At 67.2% G+C, this 21,322-nt stretch carries 21 protein-coding genes and 1 pseudogene; 18 read left to right on the plus strand and 4 right to left on the minus strand.

The window, feature by feature from the left end:
• The first annotated feature begins 46 nt into the window (after nucleotides 1–46).
• From DFS13_RS30570 to DFS13_RS30580, 3 genes are all read left to right on the plus strand, one after another.
• Nucleotides 47–805 carry a dimethylarginine dimethylaminohydrolase family protein gene (locus tag DFS13_RS30570; RefSeq protein WP_043205168.1) on the plus strand — a complete coding sequence of 253 codons (759 nt, stop codon included), beginning with the start codon at nucleotides 47–49 and terminating at the stop codon, nucleotides 803–805.
• 98 nt (nucleotides 806–903) lie between these two features.
• On the plus strand, nucleotides 904–1,368 hold the full coding sequence (locus DFS13_RS30575) for an Lrp/AsnC family transcriptional regulator (RefSeq protein WP_006487769.1): 465 nt from the start codon (nucleotides 904–906) through the stop codon (nucleotides 1,366–1,368).
• Between the two features lie 103 nt (nucleotides 1,369–1,471).
• Nucleotides 1,472–3,004, plus strand: coding sequence for an amino acid permease (locus DFS13_RS30580; RefSeq protein ID WP_059722614.1), 1,533 nt, complete (start codon nucleotides 1,472–1,474; stop codon nucleotides 3,002–3,004).
• A gap of 87 nt (nucleotides 3,005–3,091) precedes the next feature.
• Here DFS13_RS30580 and DFS13_RS40955 read toward each other — a convergent pair.
• The 3 genes and pseudogenes from DFS13_RS40955 to DFS13_RS30600 all read right to left on the minus strand — a co-directional run.
• Nucleotides 3,092–3,250: pseudogene (locus DFS13_RS40955) on the minus strand (LysR family transcriptional regulator); the annotation flags it as partial.
• An 87-nt stretch (nucleotides 3,251–3,337) separates the two neighbouring features.
• Nucleotides 3,338–4,063 (minus strand): glutathione S-transferase, encoded by a 726-nt coding sequence (locus DFS13_RS30595; protein WP_006487776.1) that lies wholly within the window; start codon nucleotides 4,061–4,063, stop codon nucleotides 3,338–3,340.
• 121 nt (nucleotides 4,064–4,184) lie between these two features.
• Nucleotides 4,185–4,508 (minus strand): cupin domain-containing protein, encoded by a 324-nt coding sequence (locus DFS13_RS30600; RefSeq protein WP_006487734.1) that lies wholly within the window; start codon nucleotides 4,506–4,508, stop codon nucleotides 4,185–4,187.
• A 347-nt stretch (nucleotides 4,509–4,855) separates the two neighbouring features.
• Between DFS13_RS30600 and DFS13_RS30605 the strand changes: the two genes are divergently transcribed.
• The 8 genes from DFS13_RS30605 (at nucleotide 4,856) to asd (ending at nucleotide 11,543) form a co-directional block, all read left to right on the plus strand.
• Nucleotides 4,856–5,677: a hypothetical protein gene (locus tag DFS13_RS30605; RefSeq protein ID WP_111442494.1), complete on the plus strand. Its 822-nt coding sequence runs from the start codon at nucleotides 4,856–4,858 to the stop codon at nucleotides 5,675–5,677.
• Nucleotides 5,678–5,712: 35 nt separating this feature from the next.
• Nucleotides 5,713–6,471, plus strand: a complete 759-nt coding sequence (locus tag DFS13_RS30610; protein WP_111442531.1) for a Tat pathway signal protein — start codon at nucleotides 5,713–5,715, stop codon at nucleotides 6,469–6,471.
• Nucleotides 6,472–6,678: 207 nt separating this feature from the next.
• Nucleotides 6,679–8,088 (plus strand): 3-isopropylmalate dehydratase large subunit, encoded by a 1,410-nt coding sequence (leuC, locus tag DFS13_RS30615; RefSeq protein ID WP_006487761.1) that lies wholly within the window; start codon nucleotides 6,679–6,681, stop codon nucleotides 8,086–8,088.
• Nucleotides 8,089–8,091: 3 nt separating this feature from the next.
• Nucleotides 8,092–8,238: an entericidin A/B family lipoprotein gene (locus tag DFS13_RS30620; protein WP_006487745.1), complete on the plus strand. Its 147-nt coding sequence runs from the start codon at nucleotides 8,092–8,094 to the stop codon at nucleotides 8,236–8,238.
• A gap of 67 nt (nucleotides 8,239–8,305) precedes the next feature.
• Nucleotides 8,306–8,956 carry a 3-isopropylmalate dehydratase small subunit gene (gene leuD, locus DFS13_RS30625; protein ID WP_012493210.1) on the plus strand — a complete coding sequence of 217 codons (651 nt, stop codon included), beginning with the start codon at nucleotides 8,306–8,308 and terminating at the stop codon, nucleotides 8,954–8,956.
• Nucleotides 8,957–9,031: 75 nt separating this feature from the next.
• Entirely contained in the window at nucleotides 9,032–10,099 is a 1,068-nt protein-coding gene (gene leuB / locus DFS13_RS30630; RefSeq protein WP_111442495.1) for a 3-isopropylmalate dehydrogenase, read from the plus strand.
• A gap of 118 nt (nucleotides 10,100–10,217) precedes the next feature.
• Nucleotides 10,218–10,337, plus strand: coding sequence for a hypothetical protein (locus tag DFS13_RS30635; protein WP_006756675.1), 120 nt, complete (start codon nucleotides 10,218–10,220; stop codon nucleotides 10,335–10,337).
• 84 nt (nucleotides 10,338–10,421) lie between these two features.
• Entirely contained in the window at nucleotides 10,422–11,543 is a 1,122-nt protein-coding gene (gene asd, locus DFS13_RS30640) for an aspartate-semialdehyde dehydrogenase (protein ID WP_012493211.1), read from the plus strand.
• A gap of 96 nt (nucleotides 11,544–11,639) precedes the next feature.
• Here asd and flgE read toward each other — a convergent pair whose 3' ends face one another.
• A complete protein-coding gene (flgE, locus tag DFS13_RS30645) occupies nucleotides 11,640–12,884 on the minus strand; it encodes a flagellar hook protein FlgE (RefSeq protein WP_006495951.1) in 1,245 nt (414 codons plus the stop codon).
• 814 nt (nucleotides 12,885–13,698) lie between these two features.
• Between flgE and DFS13_RS30650 the strand changes: the two genes are divergently transcribed.
• From DFS13_RS30650 to accD, 7 genes are all read left to right on the plus strand, one after another.
• Nucleotides 13,699–15,813, plus strand: coding sequence for a FimV/HubP family polar landmark protein (locus tag DFS13_RS30650; protein ID WP_111442496.1), 2,115 nt, complete (start codon nucleotides 13,699–13,701; stop codon nucleotides 15,811–15,813).
• Nucleotides 15,813–16,625 carry a tRNA pseudouridine(38-40) synthase TruA gene (truA, locus tag DFS13_RS30655; protein ID WP_006495949.1) on the plus strand — a complete coding sequence of 271 codons (813 nt, stop codon included), beginning with the start codon at nucleotides 15,813–15,815 and terminating at the stop codon, nucleotides 16,623–16,625. Before DFS13_RS30650 ends, truA begins: the two co-directional genes overlap by 1 nt.
• Nucleotides 16,622–17,323 (plus strand): phosphoribosylanthranilate isomerase, encoded by a 702-nt coding sequence (locus DFS13_RS30660; protein ID WP_034202598.1) that lies wholly within the window; start codon nucleotides 16,622–16,624, stop codon nucleotides 17,321–17,323. Before truA ends, DFS13_RS30660 begins: the two co-directional genes overlap by 4 nt.
• Before the next feature lie 54 nt (nucleotides 17,324–17,377).
• Nucleotides 17,378–18,571 (plus strand): tryptophan synthase subunit beta, encoded by a 1,194-nt coding sequence (gene trpB / locus DFS13_RS30665; RefSeq protein WP_006484413.1) that lies wholly within the window; start codon nucleotides 17,378–17,380, stop codon nucleotides 18,569–18,571.
• 9 nt (nucleotides 18,572–18,580) lie between these two features.
• A complete protein-coding gene (locus DFS13_RS30670) occupies nucleotides 18,581–19,432 on the plus strand; it encodes a site-specific DNA-methyltransferase (protein ID WP_006484405.1) in 852 nt (283 codons plus the stop codon).
• Nucleotides 19,433–19,527: 95 nt separating this feature from the next.
• On the plus strand, nucleotides 19,528–20,343 hold the full coding sequence (gene trpA, locus DFS13_RS30675; RefSeq protein ID WP_006484407.1) for a tryptophan synthase subunit alpha: 816 nt from the start codon (nucleotides 19,528–19,530) through the stop codon (nucleotides 20,341–20,343).
• A 62-nt stretch (nucleotides 20,344–20,405) separates the two neighbouring features.
• The gene (gene accD / locus DFS13_RS30680; RefSeq protein ID WP_006484412.1) at nucleotides 20,406–21,278 is read left to right on the plus strand and encodes an acetyl-CoA carboxylase, carboxyltransferase subunit beta; all 873 of its coding nucleotides are present in this window, start codon (nucleotides 20,406–20,408) and stop codon (nucleotides 21,276–21,278) included.
• The last annotated feature ends 44 nt before the right edge of the window (nucleotides 21,279–21,322 follow it).

The raw sequence follows: 21,322 nt of genomic DNA on the forward strand, positions 1-21,322 counted from the left end.
CCGGCCCGTGCGCCGCACGGAAGCGGCGCAGACCATGGAGGAGTCGATGCAATTCACGCAAGCGATCGTTCGCCGTCCCGCGCCGTCCTGCGGCGCGGGCCTGACCACCGCCGAACTCGGCGCACCCGATTACGACAAGACGCTCACGCAGTTCCACGCGTACTGCGACGCGCTGCGCACGCTCGGCGTCGAGTTGACCGAACTGCCGCCGCTGGAGGCGTTTCCCGATTCGCACTTCGTCGAGGACGTCGCCGTCGTCACGCCGGAATTCGCGGTGATCACGCGTCCCGGCGCGCCTGCCCGGCGCGGCGAGACGGTTCATATCGAAGCGGCGCTCGCCGCGCATCGCGAACTGCTGCCGATGCAGTCCGGCCGTCTCGACGGCGGCGACGTGATGCAGGTCGGCAAGCGCTTCTTCATCGGCCTGACGAGCCGCACCGACGCGGAAGGCATCGCCGCGTTCGACGCGCTGGTGTCGCGCCATGGCTATTCGGTCGTCGCGGTGCCGGTCGGCGCCGGCCTGCACCTGAAATCGGTCGTCAACGCGCTCGGCGACGACACGCTGCTCGTGACCGACGCGCTGGCCGCGCATCCGGCATTCGCCGACTATCGCCGGATCGCGATCTCGGCCGCCGACGAATACGCGGGCAACACGCTGCGCGTGAACGGTACGCTGATCACGCCGGCCGGCTATCCGCGCGTGCATGACGCGATCGCGTCGCTCGGCATGCCGCTGCACGTGATCGACACGAGCGAGTTCCGCAAGATGGACGGCGGCCTGACCTGCCTGTCGCTGCGGTTCTAGCCGATTGGCGCGCGGCCGCTTCGGCCGGATAATGTGGCCCCCGCGCGGAACGGCACACGTTCCGCGCACCAGCCACGACCCGACCGGAGCGAACGCGGATGACCGACAAGAAGATGCAGCTCGACAAGATCGATCTCCGGATCCTCGACATCCTGCGTACCGACGGGCGAATCTCGTACCGGAAGCTGTCGGAGCTCGTGAACCTCACGCCGCGGCCGTGCCAGGCGCGCGTGGAGCGGCTCGAGGCGCTCGGCGTGATTGAAGGGTATCGCGCGGTGATCAAGGCGCCGCGCGCGACCAAGCCGATCGTCGTGATCGCGCAGATCGTGCTGGCCGACCACGGGCGTTCGCAGGCGCCGTTCGAGGAGGAAATGCGCGCGAATCCGGCCGTGCTCGATTGCTGGCTCGTCAGCGGCACGTTCGATTTTCTCGTGCGGCTCGCATGCGAGGATCTCGACGAGTACCGGCGGATCGCGAACGTATGGCTGGAAAGCCCGCGATTCCGGATCGAGAAGATCGTGACGACGGCCGAACTGCAGGCGATCAAGCGCAGCGTCGTGTGATGCGACCGGCCCGGCAGGGCCGGTTTCGAGGCGAATGACCAGGTCGATCGATTTGCATTCCAAATCAAATTTGGCTGACCGGATCACAATCAGGGTGAACACTATGGATGCTATGCAAGCGGCAGCGGAGACGGCCGCGTCGTCCGGGGCGACGCTGAAGCGTCGTCTGCAGGGCCGCCACATCGCGATGATCGCGATCGGCGGTTCGATCGGCACGGGGCTGTTCGTCGCGTCGGGCGCGTCGGTCGCGCAGGCGGGGCCGGGCGGGGCGATCGCCGCGTATCTCGCGATCGGAATCATGGTCTATTTCGTCGTCACCGGGCTCGGCGAGATGGCCGCGTTGATGCCGGTATCGGGCTCGTTCGCGATCTACGGCGAGAAGTACGTCGACGAAGGTTTCGGCGTCGCGCTCGGCTGGACCTACTGGTACAGCTGGGCGGTGACGATCGCGATCGAGCTGGTCGCCGCGCAGATCGTGATGCGCTACTGGTTTCCGTCGGTGCCCGGCGTGTGGTGGGGCGCGAGCTTCCTCGTGCTGATCTTCCTGCTCAATACGCTGTCGGTGCGCGGCTTCGGCGAATCGGAATACTGGTTCTCGCTGATCAAGGTCGTCACCGTGATCGCATTCATCGCGGCCGGGCTGCTGATCGCGGCCGGCGTGCTCGGGACCGGGCATCCGGTCGGCTGGCGCAACTTCACGACCGGCGACGCGCCGTTCGTCGGCGGCGTGCACGCGATGATGAGCGTCGCGCTGATCGCGGGCTTCTCGTTCCTCGGCACCGAGCTGGTCGGCATCACGGCCGGCGAATCGGAAAACCCGCGCAAGACGATCCCGCGCGCGGTGAAGCAGATTTTCTGGCGGATCATGCTGTTCTACGTGCTCGCGATCTTCGTGATCGGCCTGCTGGTGCCGTACACCGATCCGAACCTGCTGAAGAGCGACGTGACCGACATCGGCGTGAGCCCGTTCACGCTGGTGTTCAGCCATGCGGGGTTCCCGCTCGCGGCCGGCGCGATGAACCTGGTGATCCTGACGGCCGTGCTGTCGGCCGGCAATTCCGGCACCTACGCGGCGACGCGGATGCTGTACAACCTCGCATCGGAGGGGCGCGCGCCGGCCATGTTCGCGACGCTGTCGCCGGGCGGCGTGCCGCGCAACGCGCTGTACGCGACGATGGCCGTCGGAGGGTTGTGCTTCCTCACGTCGCTGACCAGCAACCAGCGCATCTATCTGTGGCTGCTGAATACGGTCGGCATCACCGGCTTCATCGCGTGGCTCGGCATCGCGGTCTGCCATTACCGGTTCCGCAAGGGATTCCTGAAGCAGGGCTATCGGCTCGACCAGCTGCCGTATCGCGCGAAATGGTTTCCGTTCGGGCCGTTGTTCGCGATCGCGATCTGCATCGTGATTTCGCTGGGCCAGGATTACCAGGCATTCTTCGCGGCGCACATCGACTGGATGGAAGTGCTGTCGATCTATGTGTGGATTCCGCTGTTCGTCGCGATCTGGTGGGCGTATCGCCGCGCGCGCAAGAGCCGGCTCGTGCGCTACGAAGAGATGGACATCGGGCCGTGGCTCACGCGCTCGGTCGAGGCCGTCGACGCGGCGGCCTCGCAGCACGGGCAGCCGCGCTGATCGCCGGCGGGCGACGGCGAGGCGACGGGAGCCGGTGCGAATCGCATGGCCTCCGTCGAGCGAGCCGTGCCGCCACGCGCGTTTCGGTCAGCGTGCCTGCTTCAACTGCGCCTTCATGAAATCCACCCATGCGCGTACCTTCTGCGGCACGTGCCGCGTCGCGACGTACGGCGCGTAGACGTTCTGCTGCGGAAACCGGTACGCGGGCAGCGCGTCGACCAGCGTGCCGTTTGCGAGATCGTCCTGTGTTCCGGCGCGAAGCGGACGGCCTGATCGTGTGGCGCCACCTGCACGAGACGGCGGTCGCCGCGTGAACGACGCGTGCCGCCGCCGTTACTTGTCCAGCTCCGGATAGTGCCGGAAGATCCCCATGTCGTTGAACGGGATGCGGCGCTCCGATGCCAGGTAGCGCGCGACGGGCGGATGCTCCGCGACGCGATCGTGCAGCGCGACGAGCGCCGCGACCTTGCGCTCCGCGCGCTTCATCGCCTTCGGGAACGCATAGCGCAGCCCCTCGATCAACTGGAACATCGTCAGGTCCGCATAGCTGAGCGCGTTGCCCGCGATATAACCGTTCTTGTGCGGATTCTGTTCGAGCACGCGATCGAAGTAGCCAAGGAACTTTGGCAGCCGGTTCTCGAGGAAATCGGCCGCGCGCTCGGCCGCTTCCGCTTTCTGGTCCTCGTAGTACAGGCCGCTGCCGATCGGATGGTGCGTGTCGTGGATCTCGGTGATGAAATCGGCGGCGGTCAGCTGGATCTGATGCACCCACAGCCGGCCGGCTTCGTCGTCGGGCGCGAGCCCGAGCCGCGCGCCGAGAAACAGCAGGATGTTCGCGGTCTGCCCGACGACCACGTCGCCCGCCTTCAGGAACGGCGGTGCGAACGGCACGCATTCGGCCTGCGTGCTGTCCATCATGCGCATCATGGCCGTCACGCCCATTCCGCGCCCCGATTCGCGCGCGACGTCGACGTAGTCGGCTTCGGCGGCCTCGAGCGCGAGCCGTACGTACTCGCCGCGGCCCTGGATCTCGGGCCAGTAATAGAGTTCATATCGCATGCTGTTCTCCTGTTCGTTGAACCGAATGCTGCCGGCTGCATGAAGGCGGGGCGGCCATGCGGCTCCCGCTGCGAATAGACAGTCTAGGAGATCGCGGGGAAAGTGCCGCGGGCGTCGCGCGTCACGCGCCGCGTTCGCCGCCTTCGGGGCCGTAGAAGAACACCCATGTCGAGAAATCGTCGGAGAAGCCGACGAAGCGATGCTCGGCGTGCGCGGGGACGAACAGCGCGTCGCCGGCCGCGACGTCGCATTCACGCCCGTCGACGACGAAGCGCGACGTGCCGGCGGCGATCACGTAGACCTCGTCGCGCACGTGCGGCGTCTGCCGATCCTCGATGCGCGGCCGGTACAGCTCGACGTCGAGCGTACCGTGGTGAAACAGCGTCGTGAACAGCGTGCCTGCGTCGTCGAGGCGCGCAAGCGATTCTTTCAGGCCGAGCTTCATGAGGGCCCCGGGTCCGGATCACGGGAACGTGCGTTGCGTCATCGTAGCGCGCGCGTCGATACGTCGAAACCCCGCGCCGGCCACCGGCGAAACAAGGGGCGATGCGCTCGCCACGGATGAAACGGCTTCGACCATCGGCGAAACGGAGCGGTAGCCGAGCGGATTCGATCGGCATTTTCACTCCAATTTAACCAACGCCGCCTACGATCGCGCTTCGCCGATCGGTGATGCGTCGCGATGCCGTTTCATGCGTGGCTGCCGTCGCCTTTCCCCTTGATTCCGCGAAATCCGGCGGTCCTGCCTGTCGTCAGGCGCGCTCGTCATTCGCCTCCTTTCGTCTCGCACTCATGAGTCAGCATCCCCTGGCCTCGTCCCGCAGAACATTCCTGTCCGCCGCGCCGGCCGTCGCGGCGGCGTCATTCCTCGGCGCATGCGGCGGCGACGACGTCACGTCGGCGCCGATCGGCGACGCCGCGCTCGCCGCGCAGATGTCCGCGAAACTGAACGCCCAGCTCGACGATGCGGCGACGGTCGACGCGATCGTGCCGGCGATGACCGATGTCGGCTTCACGTGGGCGCTGCCGACGGTACCGGCCGCGCAAATCGGCGCGATCGTCGCGTACAGCTTCGGCAATCGTCCGAACGCGGCGAGCGGCAATACGTCGAGCACCGGCGGCAACCAGTCCGCGCTGCCCGATCCGGGGCCCGTCAACGAAGCGCTCGCGGACGCCGTGTACCGCATCCGCCAGCTGAAACCGGTCAAGGTCTACGCGCAGTGGGAAATCGCGCGCTTTCTCGTATCGAAATACGGGCTGGGCGCCGACGTGCTGTCGTCGATCGAACCGGTGATCGCGAGCGACGGCTCGATCGTCTACCTGAGCACCGCGGGCGTCGCGGCCGTGGCCGTATCGCGTGCGGGCGGCGCGGCCGCGATGGGCACCGTCGCGGTGGTTGGCCATCGCGATCATGCGAAGCGCTGCATCCAGACCTCGCGGCAGGCGGGCATGCAGGCGGCCGCGGTCGCCGAGGTGCCGCTGCCGACCACGTACGACCCGCAGTCGGGCCAGCCGTGGACGCGCAACCGCAGCCTCTATCTCGTGCACGACATGTATGCGCAGATGCTGACGCACGCGATGACCGCGACGATGCAGGCGTTCCCGAAAGGCTGATGCCTTCCGTCGTTTCCCATTCGAATTCCGTGACCATGACGAACCGCCGCCATTTTCTCGCCTCCACTTCATTGCTCGCCGCCTCGTGCGCCGCCGCCGCGCCCGCGTTCGCAAGCGACGCCCCCGTTTCCGATGCGGAACTGCAGCGCCAGATGCTCGGCAAGCTGACGAACGAACTGAACGATCGCGCGACTGCCGCCGACGAAACCGGTTACCTGCTCGACACGTTTTTCGCGTGGACGCCGCCGACCGTCGACGCAGCCGGCGTCAACACGATCGTCGCGTTCGGCTTCGGCAGCCGCGCCGGGTCATCGGCCGCCGCGCCGCTGCCGGGCCCCGTGAACGAGGCCATCGCCGACGCCGTGTTCCAGCTTCGGCAGAAAGCCGTGGTGCCGGTTTTCGCGCAGCAGGAAGTCGCGAGTGTGCTCGCGTCGAAGTACGGACTGACGGCCGGCGTGACGTCGATCGCGACGCCCGCCGCGGTCGCCGGCAGCCCGATACCGACGCCAGACGGCGTCGCCGCCGCGATCGTCAGGCAGGCCGGTTCGGCCGCGGCGCTCGGCAAGGTCGGCGTGGTCACGCATCGCGATCAGGCGTCGATCGCCGTGCGCGTGTCGAATGCGGCGGGGATGCAGGCGGCGGTGCCGGCCGGACTGGCGCTGCCTGGCGCCTACGATGCATCGGCCCAGCAGCCGGCGATGCGGCGGCGCGATCTTTACCTGATGAGCAATGCCGGCATGCAGCTCGCGATGCTGCGGCTCGACCTGATCAATCGCGAATATCCGGGCGGCTAGACGCGCAGCGCACCCCGCGCGCGATCGCCGCGCGCCGGATCGTGCGTGCCACATGTTGGCGGGTAATGCCGATACAGGTATTGGCACTACCAGCCAAACCACTGTTTTTAATGGGTTTTTTCGCGTCCGGCCTGCGCCGCGACGCGTTCTGCGTGGCATAATCGACCGCATCCGCAAGGCTTGTAGTCACAACGACCCCGCATACCCATGGCACAGACTCTCTACGACAAACTGTGGAACACCCACGTGGTCCACACCGAGGAAGACGGCACGACCCTGCTCTATATCGACCGTCAGCTGCTGCATGAAGTCACGAGCCCGCAGGCATTCGAAGGGCTGAAGATGGCGCAGCGTCCGGTGTGGCGCATCAGCGCGAACCTGGCCGTGTCGGACCACAACGTGCCGACCACGGACCGCAGCCACGGCATCGCCGATCCCGTCTCGAAGCTGCAGGTCGACACGCTCGACGCGAACTGCGACGCATTCGGCATCACCCAGTTCAAGATGAACGACGTGCGCCAGGGCATCGTCCACATCATCGGGCCGGAACAGGGCGCGACGCTGCCGGGCATGACGATCGTGTGCGGCGATTCGCATACGTCGACGCACGGCGCGTTCGGCGCGCTCGCGCACGGCATCGGCACGTCGGAAGTCGAGCACGTGCTCGCGACGCAGACCTTGCTGCAGAAGAAGAGCAAGAACATGCTCGTGAAGGTCGACGGCGCACTGCCGCGCGGCTGCACCGCGAAGGACATCGTGCTCGCGATCATCGGCAAGATCGGCACCGCGGGCGGCACCGGCTACGCGATCGAATTCGGCGGCTCGACCATTCGCGCGCTGACGATGGAAGGCCGCATGACCGTCTGCAACATGGCGATCGAAGCCGGCGCGCGCGCGGGCATGGTCGCGGTGGACGACACGACGATCGACTACCTGAAGGGCCGTCCGTTCGTGCCGACCGGCGCGGAATGGGATCAGGCCGTCGAATACTGGCGCCAGTTCAAGTCGGACGACGGCGCGCACTTCGACCGCGTGGTCGAGCTGAACGCGGCGGAGATCGTCCCGCAGGTCACGTGGGGCACGTCGCCGGAAATGGTCACGTCGATCGACGGTCGCGTGCCCGATCCCGAGCGCGAGAAGGATCCGGTCAAGCGCGACGCGATGGAGCGCGCGCTGGCGTACATGGCGCTCGAGCCGAACACGCCGATCGAATCGATCAAGGTCGACAAGATCTTTATCGGCTCGTGCACGAATGCACGGATCGAGGATATCCGCGCGGCCGCGTATGTCGTGAAGAAACTGAACCGTCGCATCGCGTCGAACGTGCGGCTCGCGATGGTCGTGCCGGGCTCGGGCCTCGTGAAGGCGCAGGCCGAGCGCGAAGGGCTCGACAAGGTGTTCACCGACGCGGGCTTCGAATGGCGCGAGCCGGGCTGCTCGATGTGCCTCGCGATGAACGCCGACCGGCTCGATCCGGGCGAGCGCTGCGCGTCGACGTCGAACCGCAACTTCGAAGGCCGGCAGGGCGCGGGCGGTCGCACGCACCTCGTGAGCCCCGCGATGGCGGCGGCCGCCGCCATCGAAGGCCACTTCGTCGACATTCGCCAGCTGGGGTAACGCGTGACGGCATCGAAGGTCATCGCGCGGCTGGTTGCCGCGCTGGCGCTGGCGGGGCTGGGCTTCGGCCTCGCGGGCTGCAATACCGTCCGAGGCTTCGGCGAGGACGTCAACGCCGCCGGCAACGCGCTGAAGCGCGCCGCGGACTGACACCGCCACCGAGAATTTGTCGATGGGCGCCGGCCGCGTGCCGGCCCTTCAACCGGATAGACGGATCATGGAAAAATTCACTGTACATACCGGCGTCGTGGCGCCGCTCGATCGCGAGAACGTCGACACGGACGCGATCATCCCGAAGCAGTTCCTGAAGTCGATCAAGCGCACGGGCTTCGGTCCGAACGCGTTCGACGAATGGCGCTACCTCGATCACGGCGAGCCGGGGCAGGACAACTCGAAGCGTCCGCTGAACCCGGACTTCGTGCTGAACCAGCCGCGCTACCAGGGCGCATCGGTGCTGCTCGCCCGCAAGAATTTCGGCTGCGGCAGCTCGCGCGAGCACGCGCCGTGGGCGCTGCAGCAGTACGGCTTCCGCGCGATCATCGCGCCGAGCTTCGCGGACATCTTCTTCAACAACTGCTTCAAGAACGGCCTGCTGCCGATCGTGCTGACCGAGCAGCAGGTCGATCACCTGTTCAACGACACGTATGCGTTCAACGGCTACCAGCTGACGATCGACCTCGACGCGCAGGTCGTGCGCGCGGGCGACGGCCGCGAGTATCCGTTCGAGATCACCGCGTTCCGCAAGTACTGCCTGCTGAACGGCTTCGACGACATCGGCCTCACGCTGCGCCACGCGGACAAGATCCGCCAGTTCGAAGCGGAGCGGCTCGTGAAGCAGCCGTGGCTCAACACGAAGCTGGTCGGCTGATCGCGCGTGGCGAGTGCGCCGTGCGCGCGCTCGCCGGCCTGTCTCCCCAACAACCTACCCAGTCAGGAATTTCGCATGAAGATTGCAGTGCTGCCCGGCGACGGCATCGGTCCGGAAATCGTCAATGAAGCCGTGAAGGTGCTGAACGCACTCGACGAGACGTTCGAACTCGAACAGGCGCCGGTCGGCGGCGCGGGCTACGAGGCGAGCGGCCATCCGCTGCCCGACGCGACGCTGGCGCTCGCGAAGCAGGCCGACGCGATCCTGTTCGGTGCGGTCGGCGACTGGAAGTACGACTCGCTGGAGCGCGCGCTGCGCCCCGAGCAGGCGATCCTCGGGCTGCGCAAGCACCTCGAGCTGTTCGCGAACTTCCGCCCGGCGATCTGCTATCCGCAGCTCGTCGATGCGTCGCCGTTGAAGCCGGAGCTCGTCGCGGGCCTCGACATCCTGATCGTGCGCGAACTGAACGGCGACATCTACTTCGGCCAGCCGCGCGGCGTGCGCGCGGCGCCGGACGGCCCGTTCGCCGGCGCGCGCGAAGGCTTCGACACGATGCGCTATTCGGAGCCGGAAGTGCGCCGCATCGCGCACGTCGCGTTCCAGGCCGCGCAAAAGCGCGCGAAGAAGCTGCTGTCGGTCGACAAGTCGAACGTGCTGGAGACGTCGCAGTTCTGGCGCGACATCATGATCGACGTGTCGAAGGAATACGCGGATGTCGAGCTGTCGCACATGTACGTCGACAACGCGGCGATGCAGCTCGCGAAGGCGCCGAAGCAGTTCGACGTGATCGTCACGGGCAACATGTTCGGCGACATCCTGTCGGATGAAGCGTCGATGCTGACGGGTTCGATCGGCATGCTGCCGTCGGCGTCGCTCGACAAGAACAACAAGGGCCTGTACGAACCGTCGCACGGTTCGGCGCCGGACATCGCCGGCAAGGGCATCGCGAACCCGCTCGCGACGATCCTGTCGGCCGCGATGCTGCTGCGCTACTCGCTGAATCGCGCCGAGCAGGCCGATCGCATCGAGCGTGCGGTGAAAAGGGTGCTCGAACAGGGTTATCGCACGGGCGACATCGCGACGCCGGGCTGCAAGCAGGTCGGCACGGCGGCGATGGGCGACGCGGTGGTCGCGGCGCTGTAAGCGGACGGATCGAAGTCCGGTAACCAAGATGAAAAGGGCGCGAACGGGCCGTAAAAATCGGCCGGTTCGCGCACCGTTGGCCGTTGTGCGGGCCAGCGGCTTTGTGTAGACTCGAACGATGGCGCTGATTTCCCTGATCTCCCCGGTCCTGAAACTCCACGGCAACACTGCCCGTGCGGGTGCGCGCGCCATCGTCATCACGAAAACCATTACCACGAAAACGATCATTAAACGCTGATCGCCGTCGTGCCCGCCTGTTTCCCCGCGCGGTCACGCGGGGACGGAAATGGCGGGGAAGCTCCATTCAAGCAAAGGGTTAGTCATGAACGTAGGTCTCGTAGGTTGGCGCGGCATGGTCGGCAGCGTCCTGATGCAGCGCATGCAGGAAGAGGGCGATTTCGACCTGATCGAACCGGTGTTCTTCAGCACCAGCAACACGGGCGGCAAGGCGCCGTCGTTCGCGAAAAACGAGACTACGCTCAAGGACGCGACCAACGTCGACGAGCTGAAGAAGTGCGACGTGATCATCACGTGCCAGGGCGGCGACTACACGAACGACGTGTTTCCGAAGCTGCGCGCGGCCGGCTGGAACGGCTACTGGATCGACGCGGCGTCGTCGCTGCGGATGAAGGACGACGCGGTCATCATCCTCGATCCGGTCAACCTCGACGTGATCAAGGACGCGCTCGTCAAGGGCACGAAGAACTTCATCGGCGGCAACTGCACGGTCAGCCTGATGCTGATGGCGCTCGGCGGCCTGTTCCGCGAGAACCTCGTCGACTGGATGACGGCGATGACCTACCAGGCCGCATCCGGCGCGGGCGCGCAGAACATGCGCGAGCTGCTGTCGCAGATGGGCGCGCTGCATGGTTCGGTGCAGGAGCAGCTCGCCGATCCGGCTTCCGCGATCCTCGACATCGACCGCCGCGTGCTCGCGACGATGAACAGCGACGCGATGCCGACGAGCCAGTTCGGCGTGCCGCTCGCCGGTTCGCTGATCCCGTGGATCGACAAGGATCTCGGCAACGGGATGTCGAAGGAAGAGTGGAAGGGCGGCGCGGAAACCAACAAGATCCTCGGCAAGCCGGCGATGGGCGAGCCGGGTGCGATCCCGGTCGACGGGCTGTGCGTTCGGATCGGTGCGATGCGCTGCCATTCGCAGGCGCTGACGATCAAGCTGAAGAAGGACGTGCCGCTCGACGAAATCAACGGCATCCTCGCGTCCGCGAACGACTGGGTGAAGGTCGTGCCGAACGAGCGTGAAGCGTCGATGCGCGACCTGTCGCCGGCGAAGATCACCGGCACGCTGACGGTGCCGGTCGGCCGCCTGCGCAAGCTCGCGATGGGCGGCGAATACCTGTCGGCGTTCACGGTCGGCGATCAGCTGCTGTGGGGCGCGGCCGAGCCGCTGCGCCGCATGCTGCGCATCCTGCTCGACAAGTAAGCACGGCTGTCCGGCCAGCGGGCCGGGCTGCACGACACGACGCGCCGCGTCGGCCTCGAGATCCGGGGCCGGCGCGGCGCGTTTTTCATGCGCGGGTCAACGCAGGTTCAGCAGCGTCTGGTCGACCGCCTGCTGGGTCTTGATCGTCTGCGCGTTCGCCTGGTAATTGCGCTGTGCGGTGATCAGGTTCACGAGCTCGGTCGTCAGGTTCACGTTCGAATTTTCCAGCGCGCTCCCCTGCAGCGTGCCGTGGTTCGTGCTGCCCGGCGCGGCGATCTGCGGCACGCCGGACGCGGCCGTTTCCGCATACTGGTTGCCGCCGATGTTCACGAGCCCGTTCGGGTTGTTGAAGTTCGCGAGCGCGATCAGGCCGAGCACCGCGCTCTGGCCGTTCGAGTAGTTGCCGGTCAGCTTGCCGTCGGTGCCGATCGAGAACGTCGTCAGCGTGCCGCTCGCGAAGCCGTCCTGCGCGAGATTGGTCACGCCGTCCTTGCCGCCGTACTGCGTCGTGCCGCCCAGGTCGAGCGTCAGGTTCTGCGGATTGGCGCCGCCCGTCGTGTTCGGGATCGAGAACGCGAACTGGCCGAGGCTCGGCGTCGGCTGGCCGGTCGCGGCCGACGTCGTCGAGCTGATCCGGCCCGACGCATCGAACGTGACGGTGCCGAGATTCGTCGGCGTCTGGCCCTGCACGCCCGCGTAGGCCTGCCACGTGCCGGCCGCGCTCTTCGCGAAGTACATCGTGACCTGCTGCGAGCCGCCGAGCGTGTCGTAGACCTGGATCGACGAGTTGTAGTTGTACGTCGTGTTGTCGGTCGCGTTGAACGGCGTCTTGGCCGGCACCTTGTCCTGCGCGTTCAGGTTGAACTGGCCGGTGATCTTGCTCGTCGCGCGCGGCGCGATGTTGTTGGTCGGCGCCTGGAGCGGCACGGTCTGCGCGGTGTTGATCACGCCGCCGGCGCCCGCCGCATAGCCCATCAGGTTGCGGCCTTGCGCGTCGACGATCGCGCCGTTCTTGTCGCGATGGAACGTGCCGTCGCGCGAGTACGTGGTCACGCCGTTGCTGGACATCTGGAAGAAGCCGTTGCCGTTGATCGCGACGTCGAGCGACGACTTCGTCGAATTGATCGTCCCCTGGCCGAAATTCTGCTGCACCGACGCGAGCCGCGTGCCGATGCCGATCTGCGTGTTGACCGACGTCGCGACCGAATTCGCGTACATGTCGGCGAAGTTCGCGCGTCCCTGCTTGAAGCCGACCGTGTTTGCGTTCGCGATGTTGTTGCCGATGACGTCGAGATTGCTCGACGCACCGGCCAACCCGCTCAAGCCCTGCTGATAGCCCATGTTCGGTCCCCGTAACGAGCTGGTGAGTGAATGCAGTCGTGCGACTGCGCGATGACCCTCCGGTACTTCACGGCATCAGCCCGGCCGCGCGCGCCCGCCTTTCCGGCATGTGCAGGCGCGAAGTCGAAAGATGCCGATTCCTGTTTGAGGACGATCGTATCGACGGCGATTATTTGGTCTGTGTAATTTTGTGTAATGTAATTGAATTGATGCAGAAACGATCGCTTTCGTATGAGCAATGGCGTGGGTGTAAGGCGGTGAAAGCCTTATGGGGTGGGGCTTTGGTCGTGTAAATTTTCATTTCTCCGATAAGAGAGGGGAATTGCCTTCTTATCGACGAATTGAAATTTGTCGGGAGCGGGATTAAGCGCCGATCAGGATTTGTTTTGATTTTCGGCGGCTAGTTCATTAACGGCGGGCAGGGTGGATTGTTGAGAAAATCCCTGCGATTCTGTCGTCGTGATCCTGCGGCGGACGCCGGGTCGGCGCCGGAAAGCCGCTTCCTCCGACAGGGGCGCGACGCTGCTGCGAGACGGCTTTCGCCCGCGGCACGCAGGTTCGTCCTGATCGATCGGATGCATCGACTACGACAGGCGCGGCCGCGCGACACGAGCGCCTACCCCGCGCCCGGTTGCACCTGCCGGCGACGAATTCGGCCGGAACCCGATCGTGTGAAGTAAACTACGCGGTTACGACGCACAGACCCGCCGAAAGCGTCGCGTTCCGCGCGACGCTTTTGCATTTCTGCAGCCACTTTATTGACGCTTCCAACCGTGAATCCGAGCCGCGCCTGCGCGCGGCGATAGAGCCAACGATGTCCCGAATTTCCTTGTTTCCGCGTCAGTCCCGTCTGTCGCGCGCCGTGCGTGGCGCGCTGGCGATCCTGGCACTCGGCGCAGCCGCATCGGCATGGGCAGTCGGCGCCGGCGAACTGCCGGCGTCCGCTGCCGGCGCCGCTGCTCCGCTTACCGTGACGGTCCAGCCGGGCCAGTCGCTGAACGACATCGCGAAAGCGGCCACGCAATCGCACGATCCGGGCGTGCTCGCGCGCGCTGGCCGTGCGCTGTTCGACGCCAATCCGCAGGCGTTCATGAAGCGCGACGCGAGCCGCCTGAAAGTCGGCGCGACGCTGACGGTGCCCGCGCTCGACGCCACCGGCGCGGCGCTCGCGCCGGCCGGCGCATCCGCTGCCTCCGGGACGACGGCCGCTTCCGCGCCCGCCGCCGCATCGGGCGCGGCGGCGATCGCGCAGCATGGCGCATCGGCGCCGCATGCCGGCTCGGCCGCGCAGTCCGCGCCGGTGGCGCCTGCCCAGCATGCAACGCCGGTGAGCGGCGCGAGTGCTGCTGCGGCGGCGGGGGCATCGGCTTCGAGCGGTGCCTCTTCGAACGGGGCGTCGGCCGTACATGGCGCGTCGGCTGTCGACGGCATGCAGCCGGCGGCGCCTACGGCCGGGGCAAGCGGCCCGCACGTATGGAGCGGCGCGATCCAGTCGGCGCCGTCGGCCACGAGCGACGCCGCGGGGCAGGCGGTGCCGGGCGGCCCGGTTTCCGGCGTGCACGAACCGGCCGGCGCAGCGCCCGCCGTGAGTGCGTCGCAGCCGCGGCCGTCGAGCCTGCAGCAATTGCTGGCGCTGAAGAATCGCGTGCTGATGGAGTTGCAGAAGCACGGCATCGGCAAGCCGGCCACGACGACCGGCGTCGCGCCGGCGCCGGCTCCGGTGCCCGCCGCGCCGCGTCCGGCCGCGAACGACGCGGGTGCGTCGGCCGCCGCATCGACGGCAAGCGAAGCCGCGTCGGGCGTGGCAGCCAGCGCGCCGCAACCGGCATCGGCGTCCGTGCAGCCGGTCGCGCCCGTCGCGACACCTGCACGTCGTCCCGAACAGATGGATTGGCGTCCGGCCGCCGTGGCCGGCGCTGCCGTGATCGTGCTCGCGGCCGGCTTCGCGTGGCGCAAGCGCCGCAAGGGGCGCCGCGCGGACGATGCGGGTACGGCTACGGCCGCGGCAGGCGGTGCCGCGGAAGCGGAAGCCGCGCCGTCCGTCGAGCGCGAACTGCCGATCACGCCCGAGATGCCGGTTGCGCGCGATGCGGCGTCCGACATGAACCTCGCTGCGGCGACTGCGGCGGCGGCGGAGACCATCGAGCCGCCCGCAGCGGACACCTCGCCCGCACCCGAAGTGACGGCGCCGCCGCGCGACGAGTCGCCCGAATTGCCGTCTGCTCATGCGGCGGAGTCGCCCGCGAACGACGCGACTCCGGTTTCGGCCGAGGCGCCGCACGACGCGGCGCCAGCGGAAAAAAACACCGCCGCCGATCAGCCGGCCGAGCCGCCCGCGGCGTCCATCGCGCCTTCGAGCACCGAAGCGCAGCACGCGACGCTGATGCAGAACGCGATCAGCGCGCTCAACAGTCTCGACATGCCGTTGCCGCCGCGGGCGACAGACGAGCCGTCGTTGACGCCGGAGGAACGCGCGGCGCGGGCAGCGCAGCCCGACGCCGATAAAATCGCAACTAACGGTCAATCCGCCCAGCACCCGCCGATTGGCTCGGGTGAGACGACGCCGGAACATCCGGCCGACCAGGACGACGAGTTCGACTGGGACCCGGACGCCGCGACGCCTGCCGGCCACGCGGGCCAGCCGCCCGCGACGTCGTCGCTGCCGGCGCTCGGCGGCGCGCAGTTCGGCGCGCTGAAGCTCGATTTCGATCTCGACCTGCCGTCCACGCCGGGCGCCGCGCTGCCTGCGCTCACCGCGGACGAGCTCGCGCGCATCGCCCGCAACAAGCTCGATCTCGCGGCGGAGTACGTCGAACTGGGCGACCTGTCCGGCGCGCGCACGCTGCTGCAGGAAGTGGTCGACGCGAACGACGCCGCGACGCGCGACGATGCGCGCGCGCTGCTCGCGAAACTGGCGGACGAGGCGTGATGCGGATCGCGCTGGGCATCCAGTACGACGGCGCGGCGTTCTGCGGCTGGCAGGCGCAGCCGCACGGCAAGACCGTGCAGGACCGGCTCGAACATGCGCTGGCCGAGTTCGCGCGGGTGCCGCTGCACACGACGGTGGCGGGGCGGACCGACACCGGCGTGCACGGGCTCGGGCAGGTCGTGCATTTCGACACGGAGCTCGAGCGCGAGGTGTTCTCGTGGGTGCGCGGCACCAACGCGTTCCTCCCGCCGACCGTGTCGGTGCAGTGGGCGAAGCCGATGCCGGACACGTTCCATGCGCGCTTTTCGGCGTTCGAGCGCACCTATTACTACGCGCTGTACGTGCATCCGGTGCGTTCGCCGATGCTGGCCGGGCGCGCGGGCTGGATCCACACGCCGCTCGACGACGACGCGATGCGCGCCGCCGCCGCGTACCTGATCGGCGAGCACGACTTTTCGTCGTTCCGGTCGTCGGAATGCCAGTCGAAGACGCCGGTCAAACACCTGTATCAGATCGACGTGCGGCGCGCGGGGCATTTCATCCATTTCCGCTTCCGCGCCAACGCGTTCCTGCACCACATGGTGCGCAACCTGATGGGCTGCCTCGTCGCGGTGGGGCGCGGCCGCTATCCGGCCGACTGGCTCGCCGACGTGCTGGCCGGGCGCGACCGCAATCTCGCGGCGCCCACGTTCATGGCCGACGGGCTGTACCTCGCCCACGTCGGCTACCCGGCGGAATTCGCCGTCCCGCCCGCGCAGCTCGGCAGCGTGCCGTGGAGCAGCGTCTGGGCGGATCTGGACCCACAAACATGACGGAGCACGCCGTGTCTTCTTCGACTTCCGCCGCGGCTGGCCTGGCGCCGCGCACGCGCATCAAGCTGTGCGGGCTGTCGCGCCCCGAGGACGTGCTGCACGCGGCGGCGCTCGGCGCCGATGCGATCGGCCTCGTGTTCTACCCGAAGAGCCCGCGCGCGGTGTCGATCGCGCAGGCGGCCGAGCTGGCGAGCCTCGCGCCGCCGTTCGTCTCGGTGGTCGGGCTGTTCGTGAATGCGACCGAAGCCGAGATCGAAGCCGTCGTGCGCGACGTGCCGCTCACGGTGCTGCAGTTCCACGGCGACGAGACGCCGGAGCAGTGCGACGCACTTGGCCGCGCGGCACGCCTGCCGTGGTTGCGCGCGGTACGCGTCGGCCCCTCGACGCAGCGTGCCGATTTGGTAGAATCGGCTCTTCATTATTCGAAAGCGCGCGGCCTCCTGTTCGACACCCTGGTGCCGGATTACGGCGGTAGCGGCAAGGTCTTCGATTGGTCTCTTATTCCCGCAGAGCTCGCGCGTCGGGCCGTTTTGAGTGGTGGCTTGAACGCGCAAAACGTCGGTGATGCGATCCGCCAGCTGCGTCCGTTTGCTGTCGATGTCTCGAGTGGCATCGAAGTGGAGGGCGCGAAGGGCGTGAAGGATCACGCCCGGATGGCGGCGTTCGTACGCGCGGTGCGCGCAGCGGACGCCGGGTGATGCAAGCCGGTGCGACCCCCAAAGCGGGCGCACCGACCGATCGAGAGAGACACCATGTACAACCTTCCTGATGATCGCGGCCATTTCGGCCCGTATGGCGGCGTGTTCGTCGCCGAGACGCTGATTCACGCGCTGGACGAACTGCGCGCGGCGTATGAAAAGTTCCAGAACGATCCCGACTTCGTCGCCGAATTCGAGCGCGAGCTGAAGTATTTCGTCGGCCGCCCGTCGCCGATCTATCACGCGCAGCGCTGGAGCGAGATGCTCGGCGGCGCGCAGATCTACCTGAAGCGCGAAGACCTGAACCACACGGGCGCGCACAAGATCAACAACGTGATCGGCCAGGCGCTGCTCGCGAAGCGCATGGGCAAGAAGCGCGTGATCGCGGAAACCGGCGCCGGCCAGCACGGCGTCGCGACCGCGACGATCTGCGCGCGCTTCGGGATGGAATGCGTCGTCTACATGGGCTCGGAGGACGTGCGCCGGCAGGCCGCCAACGTCTACCGGATGAAGCTGCTCGGCGCGACCGTCGTGCCGGTCGAATCGGGTTCGCGCACGCTGAAGGACGCGCTGAACGAAGCGATGCGCGACTGGGTCACGAACATCGAAAGCACGTTCTACATCATCGGCACGGTCGCGGGCCCGCACCCGTATCCGATGATGGTGCGCGACTTCCAGCGCGTGATCGGCGACGAGTGCAAGGTGCAGATGCCCGAGCTCGCTGGCCGGCAGCCGGACGCGGTGATTGCGTGCGTGGGCGGCGGGTCGAACGCGATGGGCATCTTCTATCCGTACATCGACGATACCTCGGTGCAGCTGATCGGCGTCGAAGCGGCCGGCGACGGCCTCGATACGGGCCATCACGCGGCATCGCTGATCGCCGGCAGCCCGGGCGTGCTGCACGGCAACCGCACGTACCTGCTGCAGGACGACAACGGCCAGATCATCGAGACGCATTCGGTGTCGGCGGGCCTCGACTATCCGGGCGTCGGCCCCGAGCACGCATGGCTGAAGGACAGCGGCCGCGCGCAGTACGTGCCGATCAGCGACGACGAGGCGTTGAAGGCGTTCCACGACTGCTGCCGGATCGAGGGGATCATTCCCGCGCTCGAGTCGAGCCACGCGATCGCGTATGGCGTGAAGCTCGCGCCGACGTTGCCGAAGGACAAGATCCTGCTCGTCAACCTGTCGGGCCGCGGCGACAAGGACATGCACACGGTCGCCGAGCGATCGGGCATCGAGCTCTGACCCCGACCGATGCGTGACCTGATCGAAGAGCCGGGCGGCGGCGCCGCGAGCGAGGCGGAGGCGGTTCAGCCCGCCGCTGCCGTGCCGCGCGCGCTGCCGTCCGGTATCGAGCTGCACAACCGCGATTTCCTGACCCACGCCGCGCACCTGCCGGATGCGTCGATCGACCTGATCGTCGCCGATCCGCCGTACGGGCTCGGCAAGGACTACGGCAACGATTCGGACAAGCGTTCGGGCGACGACTTCCTCGCGTGGACGCGCGAGTGGCTTGACCTCGCGATTCCGAAGCTGAAGCCGAGCGGGTCGATGTACATCTTCTGCACGTGGCAGTACGCGCCGGAAATCTTCAGTTTCCTGAAGACGAAACTCACGATGGTCAACGAGATCATCTGGGACCGGCGCGTGCCGAGCATGGGCGGCACGACGCGCCGTTTCACGTCGGTGCACGACAACATCGGCTTTTTCGCGGTTTCCAAAGCGTATTACTTCGATCTCGATCCGGTCCGCATCCCGTACGACGCCGACACGAAGAAGGCCCGCTCGCGCAAGCTGTTCGAAGGCAGCAAGTGGCTGGAGATGGGCTACAACCCGAAGGACGTCTGGTCGGTCTCGCGCCTGCACCGGCAGCACGCGGAGCGCGTCGATCATCCGACCCAGAAGCCGCTGGAAATCATCGAGCGGATGGTGCTCGCAAGCTGCCCGCCGGGCGGCCGCGTGCTCGATCCGTTCATGGGCAGCGGCACGACCGCGGTGGCCTGCGCACGGCAGGGGCGCGACTTCGTCGGCTACGAGATCAACGAAAGCTATTGTGCGATCGCGCACGAGCGCGTGAGCGCGCTCGCCGCGCCGGCGTGCGCGTGAGTCGCGCCGCCGCGTCGCCGAATGCAACGCATACATCGTATGAGACCGGAGCAAGCGCTGAAGCGCCAGCTCCGGATCGACACAGGAAAATTGCCATGTCCCGTATTCAGCAGACCTTCGCCGCGCTCGCCGAACAAGGCCGTAAGGGCCTGATCCCGTTCATCACGGCCGGCGATCCCGATCCCGCGAAAACCGTCGAATTCATGCACGCGCTCGCCGCAGGCGGCGCGGACGTGATCGAGCTCGGCGTGCCGTTCTCGGACCCGATGGCCGACGGCCCGGTGATTCAGCGCTCGTCGGAACGCGCGCTCGCGCGCGGCGTCACGTTGAAGAGCGTGCTCGCCGACGTGAAGCGTTTCCGCGAAACCGACCCCAAAACCCCCGTCGTGCTGATGGGCTATGCGAACCCGATCGAACGGATGGGTGTCGACGCGTTCGCGGCCGAAGCGCACGCGGCCGGCGTCGACGGCGTGCTGGTGGTCGACTATCCGCCGGAAGAGGCCGGTGTTTTCGCCGAGAAAATGCGCGCCGCGCAGATCGATCCGATCTTCCTGCTGGCGCCCACGTCGACCGACGAGCGCATTGCCGACGTCGGCAAGATCGCGAGCGGCTACGTGTATTACGTGTCGCTCAAGGGCGTGACCGGCGCGGGAAATCTGGATGTTTCGAGCATTGCAGGTAAAATCCCGGCCATCAAGTCGCGCGTGCCGGTTCCGGTGGGCGTCGGCTTCGGTATCCGCGACGCCGAAACGGCGCGCGCGGTGGCCGAAGTGTCGGATGCCGTCGTGATCGGCAGCCGCCTGGTGCAGCTGCTCGAGAGCGCCGCGCCGGAAGGCGCCGCCGCCGCGCTGAAGACTTTCATTGCCGAGCTGCGTGCCGCGCTGGACGGCGCGGGCAAGACGGCGCGATAAACACAACAGGAAGCGGGAACGGGCCGGTCGGCCCGCCCCGCCACGGAACAGGAAACCATACGATGAGCTGGCTCGACAAACTGTTGCCGCCGAAGATCAAGCAGACCGACCCGAAAAGCCGCAAGGGCATTCCGGAAGGCCTGTGGGTCAAGTGCCCGTCCTGCGAGGCCGTTCTCTATCGCAACGACGTGGACGCGAACCTGCACGTGTGCCCGAAGTGCGATCACCACATGCGCATCGGTGCACGCGAGCGCCTCGACGGGCTGCTCGATCCGGAAGGCCGCTACGAAATCGGCCAGGAAATCGTGCCGGTCGACACGCTGAAGTTCAAGGACAGCCGCAAGTACCCCGATCGTCTGAAGGAAGCGATGGACGAAACCGGCGAGACCGACGCGATGGTCGTGATGGGCGGGGCGATCCACACGCTGCCCGTCGTCGCGGCCTGTTTCGAGTTCTCGTTCATGGGCGGCTCGATGGGCTCGGTCGTCGGCGAACGCTTCGCGCGCGGCGCGCAGAACGCGCTGGAGCAGCACGTGCCGTTCATCTGCTTCACCGCATCGGGCGGCGCGCGGATGCAGGAAAGCCTGCTGTCGCTGATGCAGATGGCCAAGACCACCGCGATGCTGACCAAGCTCGCCGAGGCGAAGCTGCCGTTCATCTCGGTGCTGACCGACCCGACGATGGGTGGCGTGTCGGCGAGCTTCGCATTCCTCGGCGACGTCGTGATCGCCGAGCCGAAGGCGCTGATCGGCTTCGCCGGCCCGCGCGTGATCGAGCAGACGGTCCGCGAGAAACTGCCGGAAGGTTTCCAGCGCGCCGAATTCCTGCTGAAGACCGGCGCGATCGACATGATCGTCGATCGTCGCAAGATGCGCGACGAGATCGCGCAGTTGCTCGCGCTGCTGCAGCGACAGCCGGCCGACGCGCTGGCCTGACCGGCGCAAGGTTGTGACTCCGCGCGTCGCCTGGCTCCAGCGTC

Origin of the sequence: Burkholderia sp. 28_3 (assembly GCF_003253915.1) — a bacterium.
Lineage (GTDB): Bacteria > Pseudomonadota > Gammaproteobacteria > Burkholderiales > Burkholderiaceae > Burkholderia > Burkholderia cenocepacia.

What these genes read in the sequence shown, in the direction of transcription:
- DFS13_RS30570 (WP_043205168.1), top strand. Translation starts at nt 47, where the DNA reads ATGCAATTCACGCAAGCGATCGTTCGCCGTCCCGCGCCGTCCTGCGGC.
- DFS13_RS30575 (WP_006487769.1), top strand. Translation starts at nt 904, where the DNA reads ATGACCGACAAGAAGATGCAGCTCGACAAGATCGATCTCCGGATCCTC.
- DFS13_RS30580 (WP_059722614.1), top strand. Translation starts at nt 1,472, where the DNA reads ATGGATGCTATGCAAGCGGCAGCGGAGACGGCCGCGTCGTCCGGGGCG.
- DFS13_RS30595 (WP_006487776.1), bottom strand. Translation starts at nt 4,063, where the DNA reads ATGCGATATGAACTCTATTACTGGCCCGAGATCCAGGGCCGCGGCGAG.
- DFS13_RS30600 (WP_006487734.1), bottom strand. Translation starts at nt 4,508, where the DNA reads ATGAAGCTCGGCCTGAAAGAATCGCTTGCGCGCCTCGACGACGCAGGC.
- DFS13_RS30605 (WP_111442494.1), top strand. Translation starts at nt 4,856, where the DNA reads ATGAGTCAGCATCCCCTGGCCTCGTCCCGCAGAACATTCCTGTCCGCC.
- DFS13_RS30610 (WP_111442531.1), top strand. Translation starts at nt 5,713, where the DNA reads ATGACGAACCGCCGCCATTTTCTCGCCTCCACTTCATTGCTCGCCGCC.
- leuC (WP_006487761.1), top strand. Translation starts at nt 6,679, where the DNA reads ATGGCACAGACTCTCTACGACAAACTGTGGAACACCCACGTGGTCCAC.
- leuD (WP_012493210.1), top strand. Translation starts at nt 8,306, where the DNA reads ATGGAAAAATTCACTGTACATACCGGCGTCGTGGCGCCGCTCGATCGC.
- leuB (WP_111442495.1), top strand. Translation starts at nt 9,032, where the DNA reads ATGAAGATTGCAGTGCTGCCCGGCGACGGCATCGGTCCGGAAATCGTC.
- DFS13_RS30635 (WP_006756675.1), top strand. Translation starts at nt 10,218, where the DNA reads ATGGCGCTGATTTCCCTGATCTCCCCGGTCCTGAAACTCCACGGCAAC.
- asd (WP_012493211.1), top strand. Translation starts at nt 10,422, where the DNA reads ATGAACGTAGGTCTCGTAGGTTGGCGCGGCATGGTCGGCAGCGTCCTG.
- flgE (WP_006495951.1), bottom strand. Translation starts at nt 12,884, where the DNA reads ATGGGCTATCAGCAGGGCTTGAGCGGGTTGGCCGGTGCGTCGAGCAAT.
- DFS13_RS30650 (WP_111442496.1), top strand. Translation starts at nt 13,699, where the DNA reads ATGTCCCGAATTTCCTTGTTTCCGCGTCAGTCCCGTCTGTCGCGCGCC.
- truA (WP_006495949.1), top strand. Translation starts at nt 15,813, where the DNA reads ATGCGGATCGCGCTGGGCATCCAGTACGACGGCGCGGCGTTCTGCGGC.
- DFS13_RS30660 (WP_034202598.1), top strand. Translation starts at nt 16,622, where the DNA reads ATGACGGAGCACGCCGTGTCTTCTTCGACTTCCGCCGCGGCTGGCCTG.
- trpB (WP_006484413.1), top strand. Translation starts at nt 17,378, where the DNA reads ATGTACAACCTTCCTGATGATCGCGGCCATTTCGGCCCGTATGGCGGC.
- DFS13_RS30670 (WP_006484405.1), top strand. Translation starts at nt 18,581, where the DNA reads ATGCGTGACCTGATCGAAGAGCCGGGCGGCGGCGCCGCGAGCGAGGCG.
- trpA (WP_006484407.1), top strand. Translation starts at nt 19,528, where the DNA reads ATGTCCCGTATTCAGCAGACCTTCGCCGCGCTCGCCGAACAAGGCCGT.
- accD (WP_006484412.1), top strand. Translation starts at nt 20,406, where the DNA reads ATGAGCTGGCTCGACAAACTGTTGCCGCCGAAGATCAAGCAGACCGAC.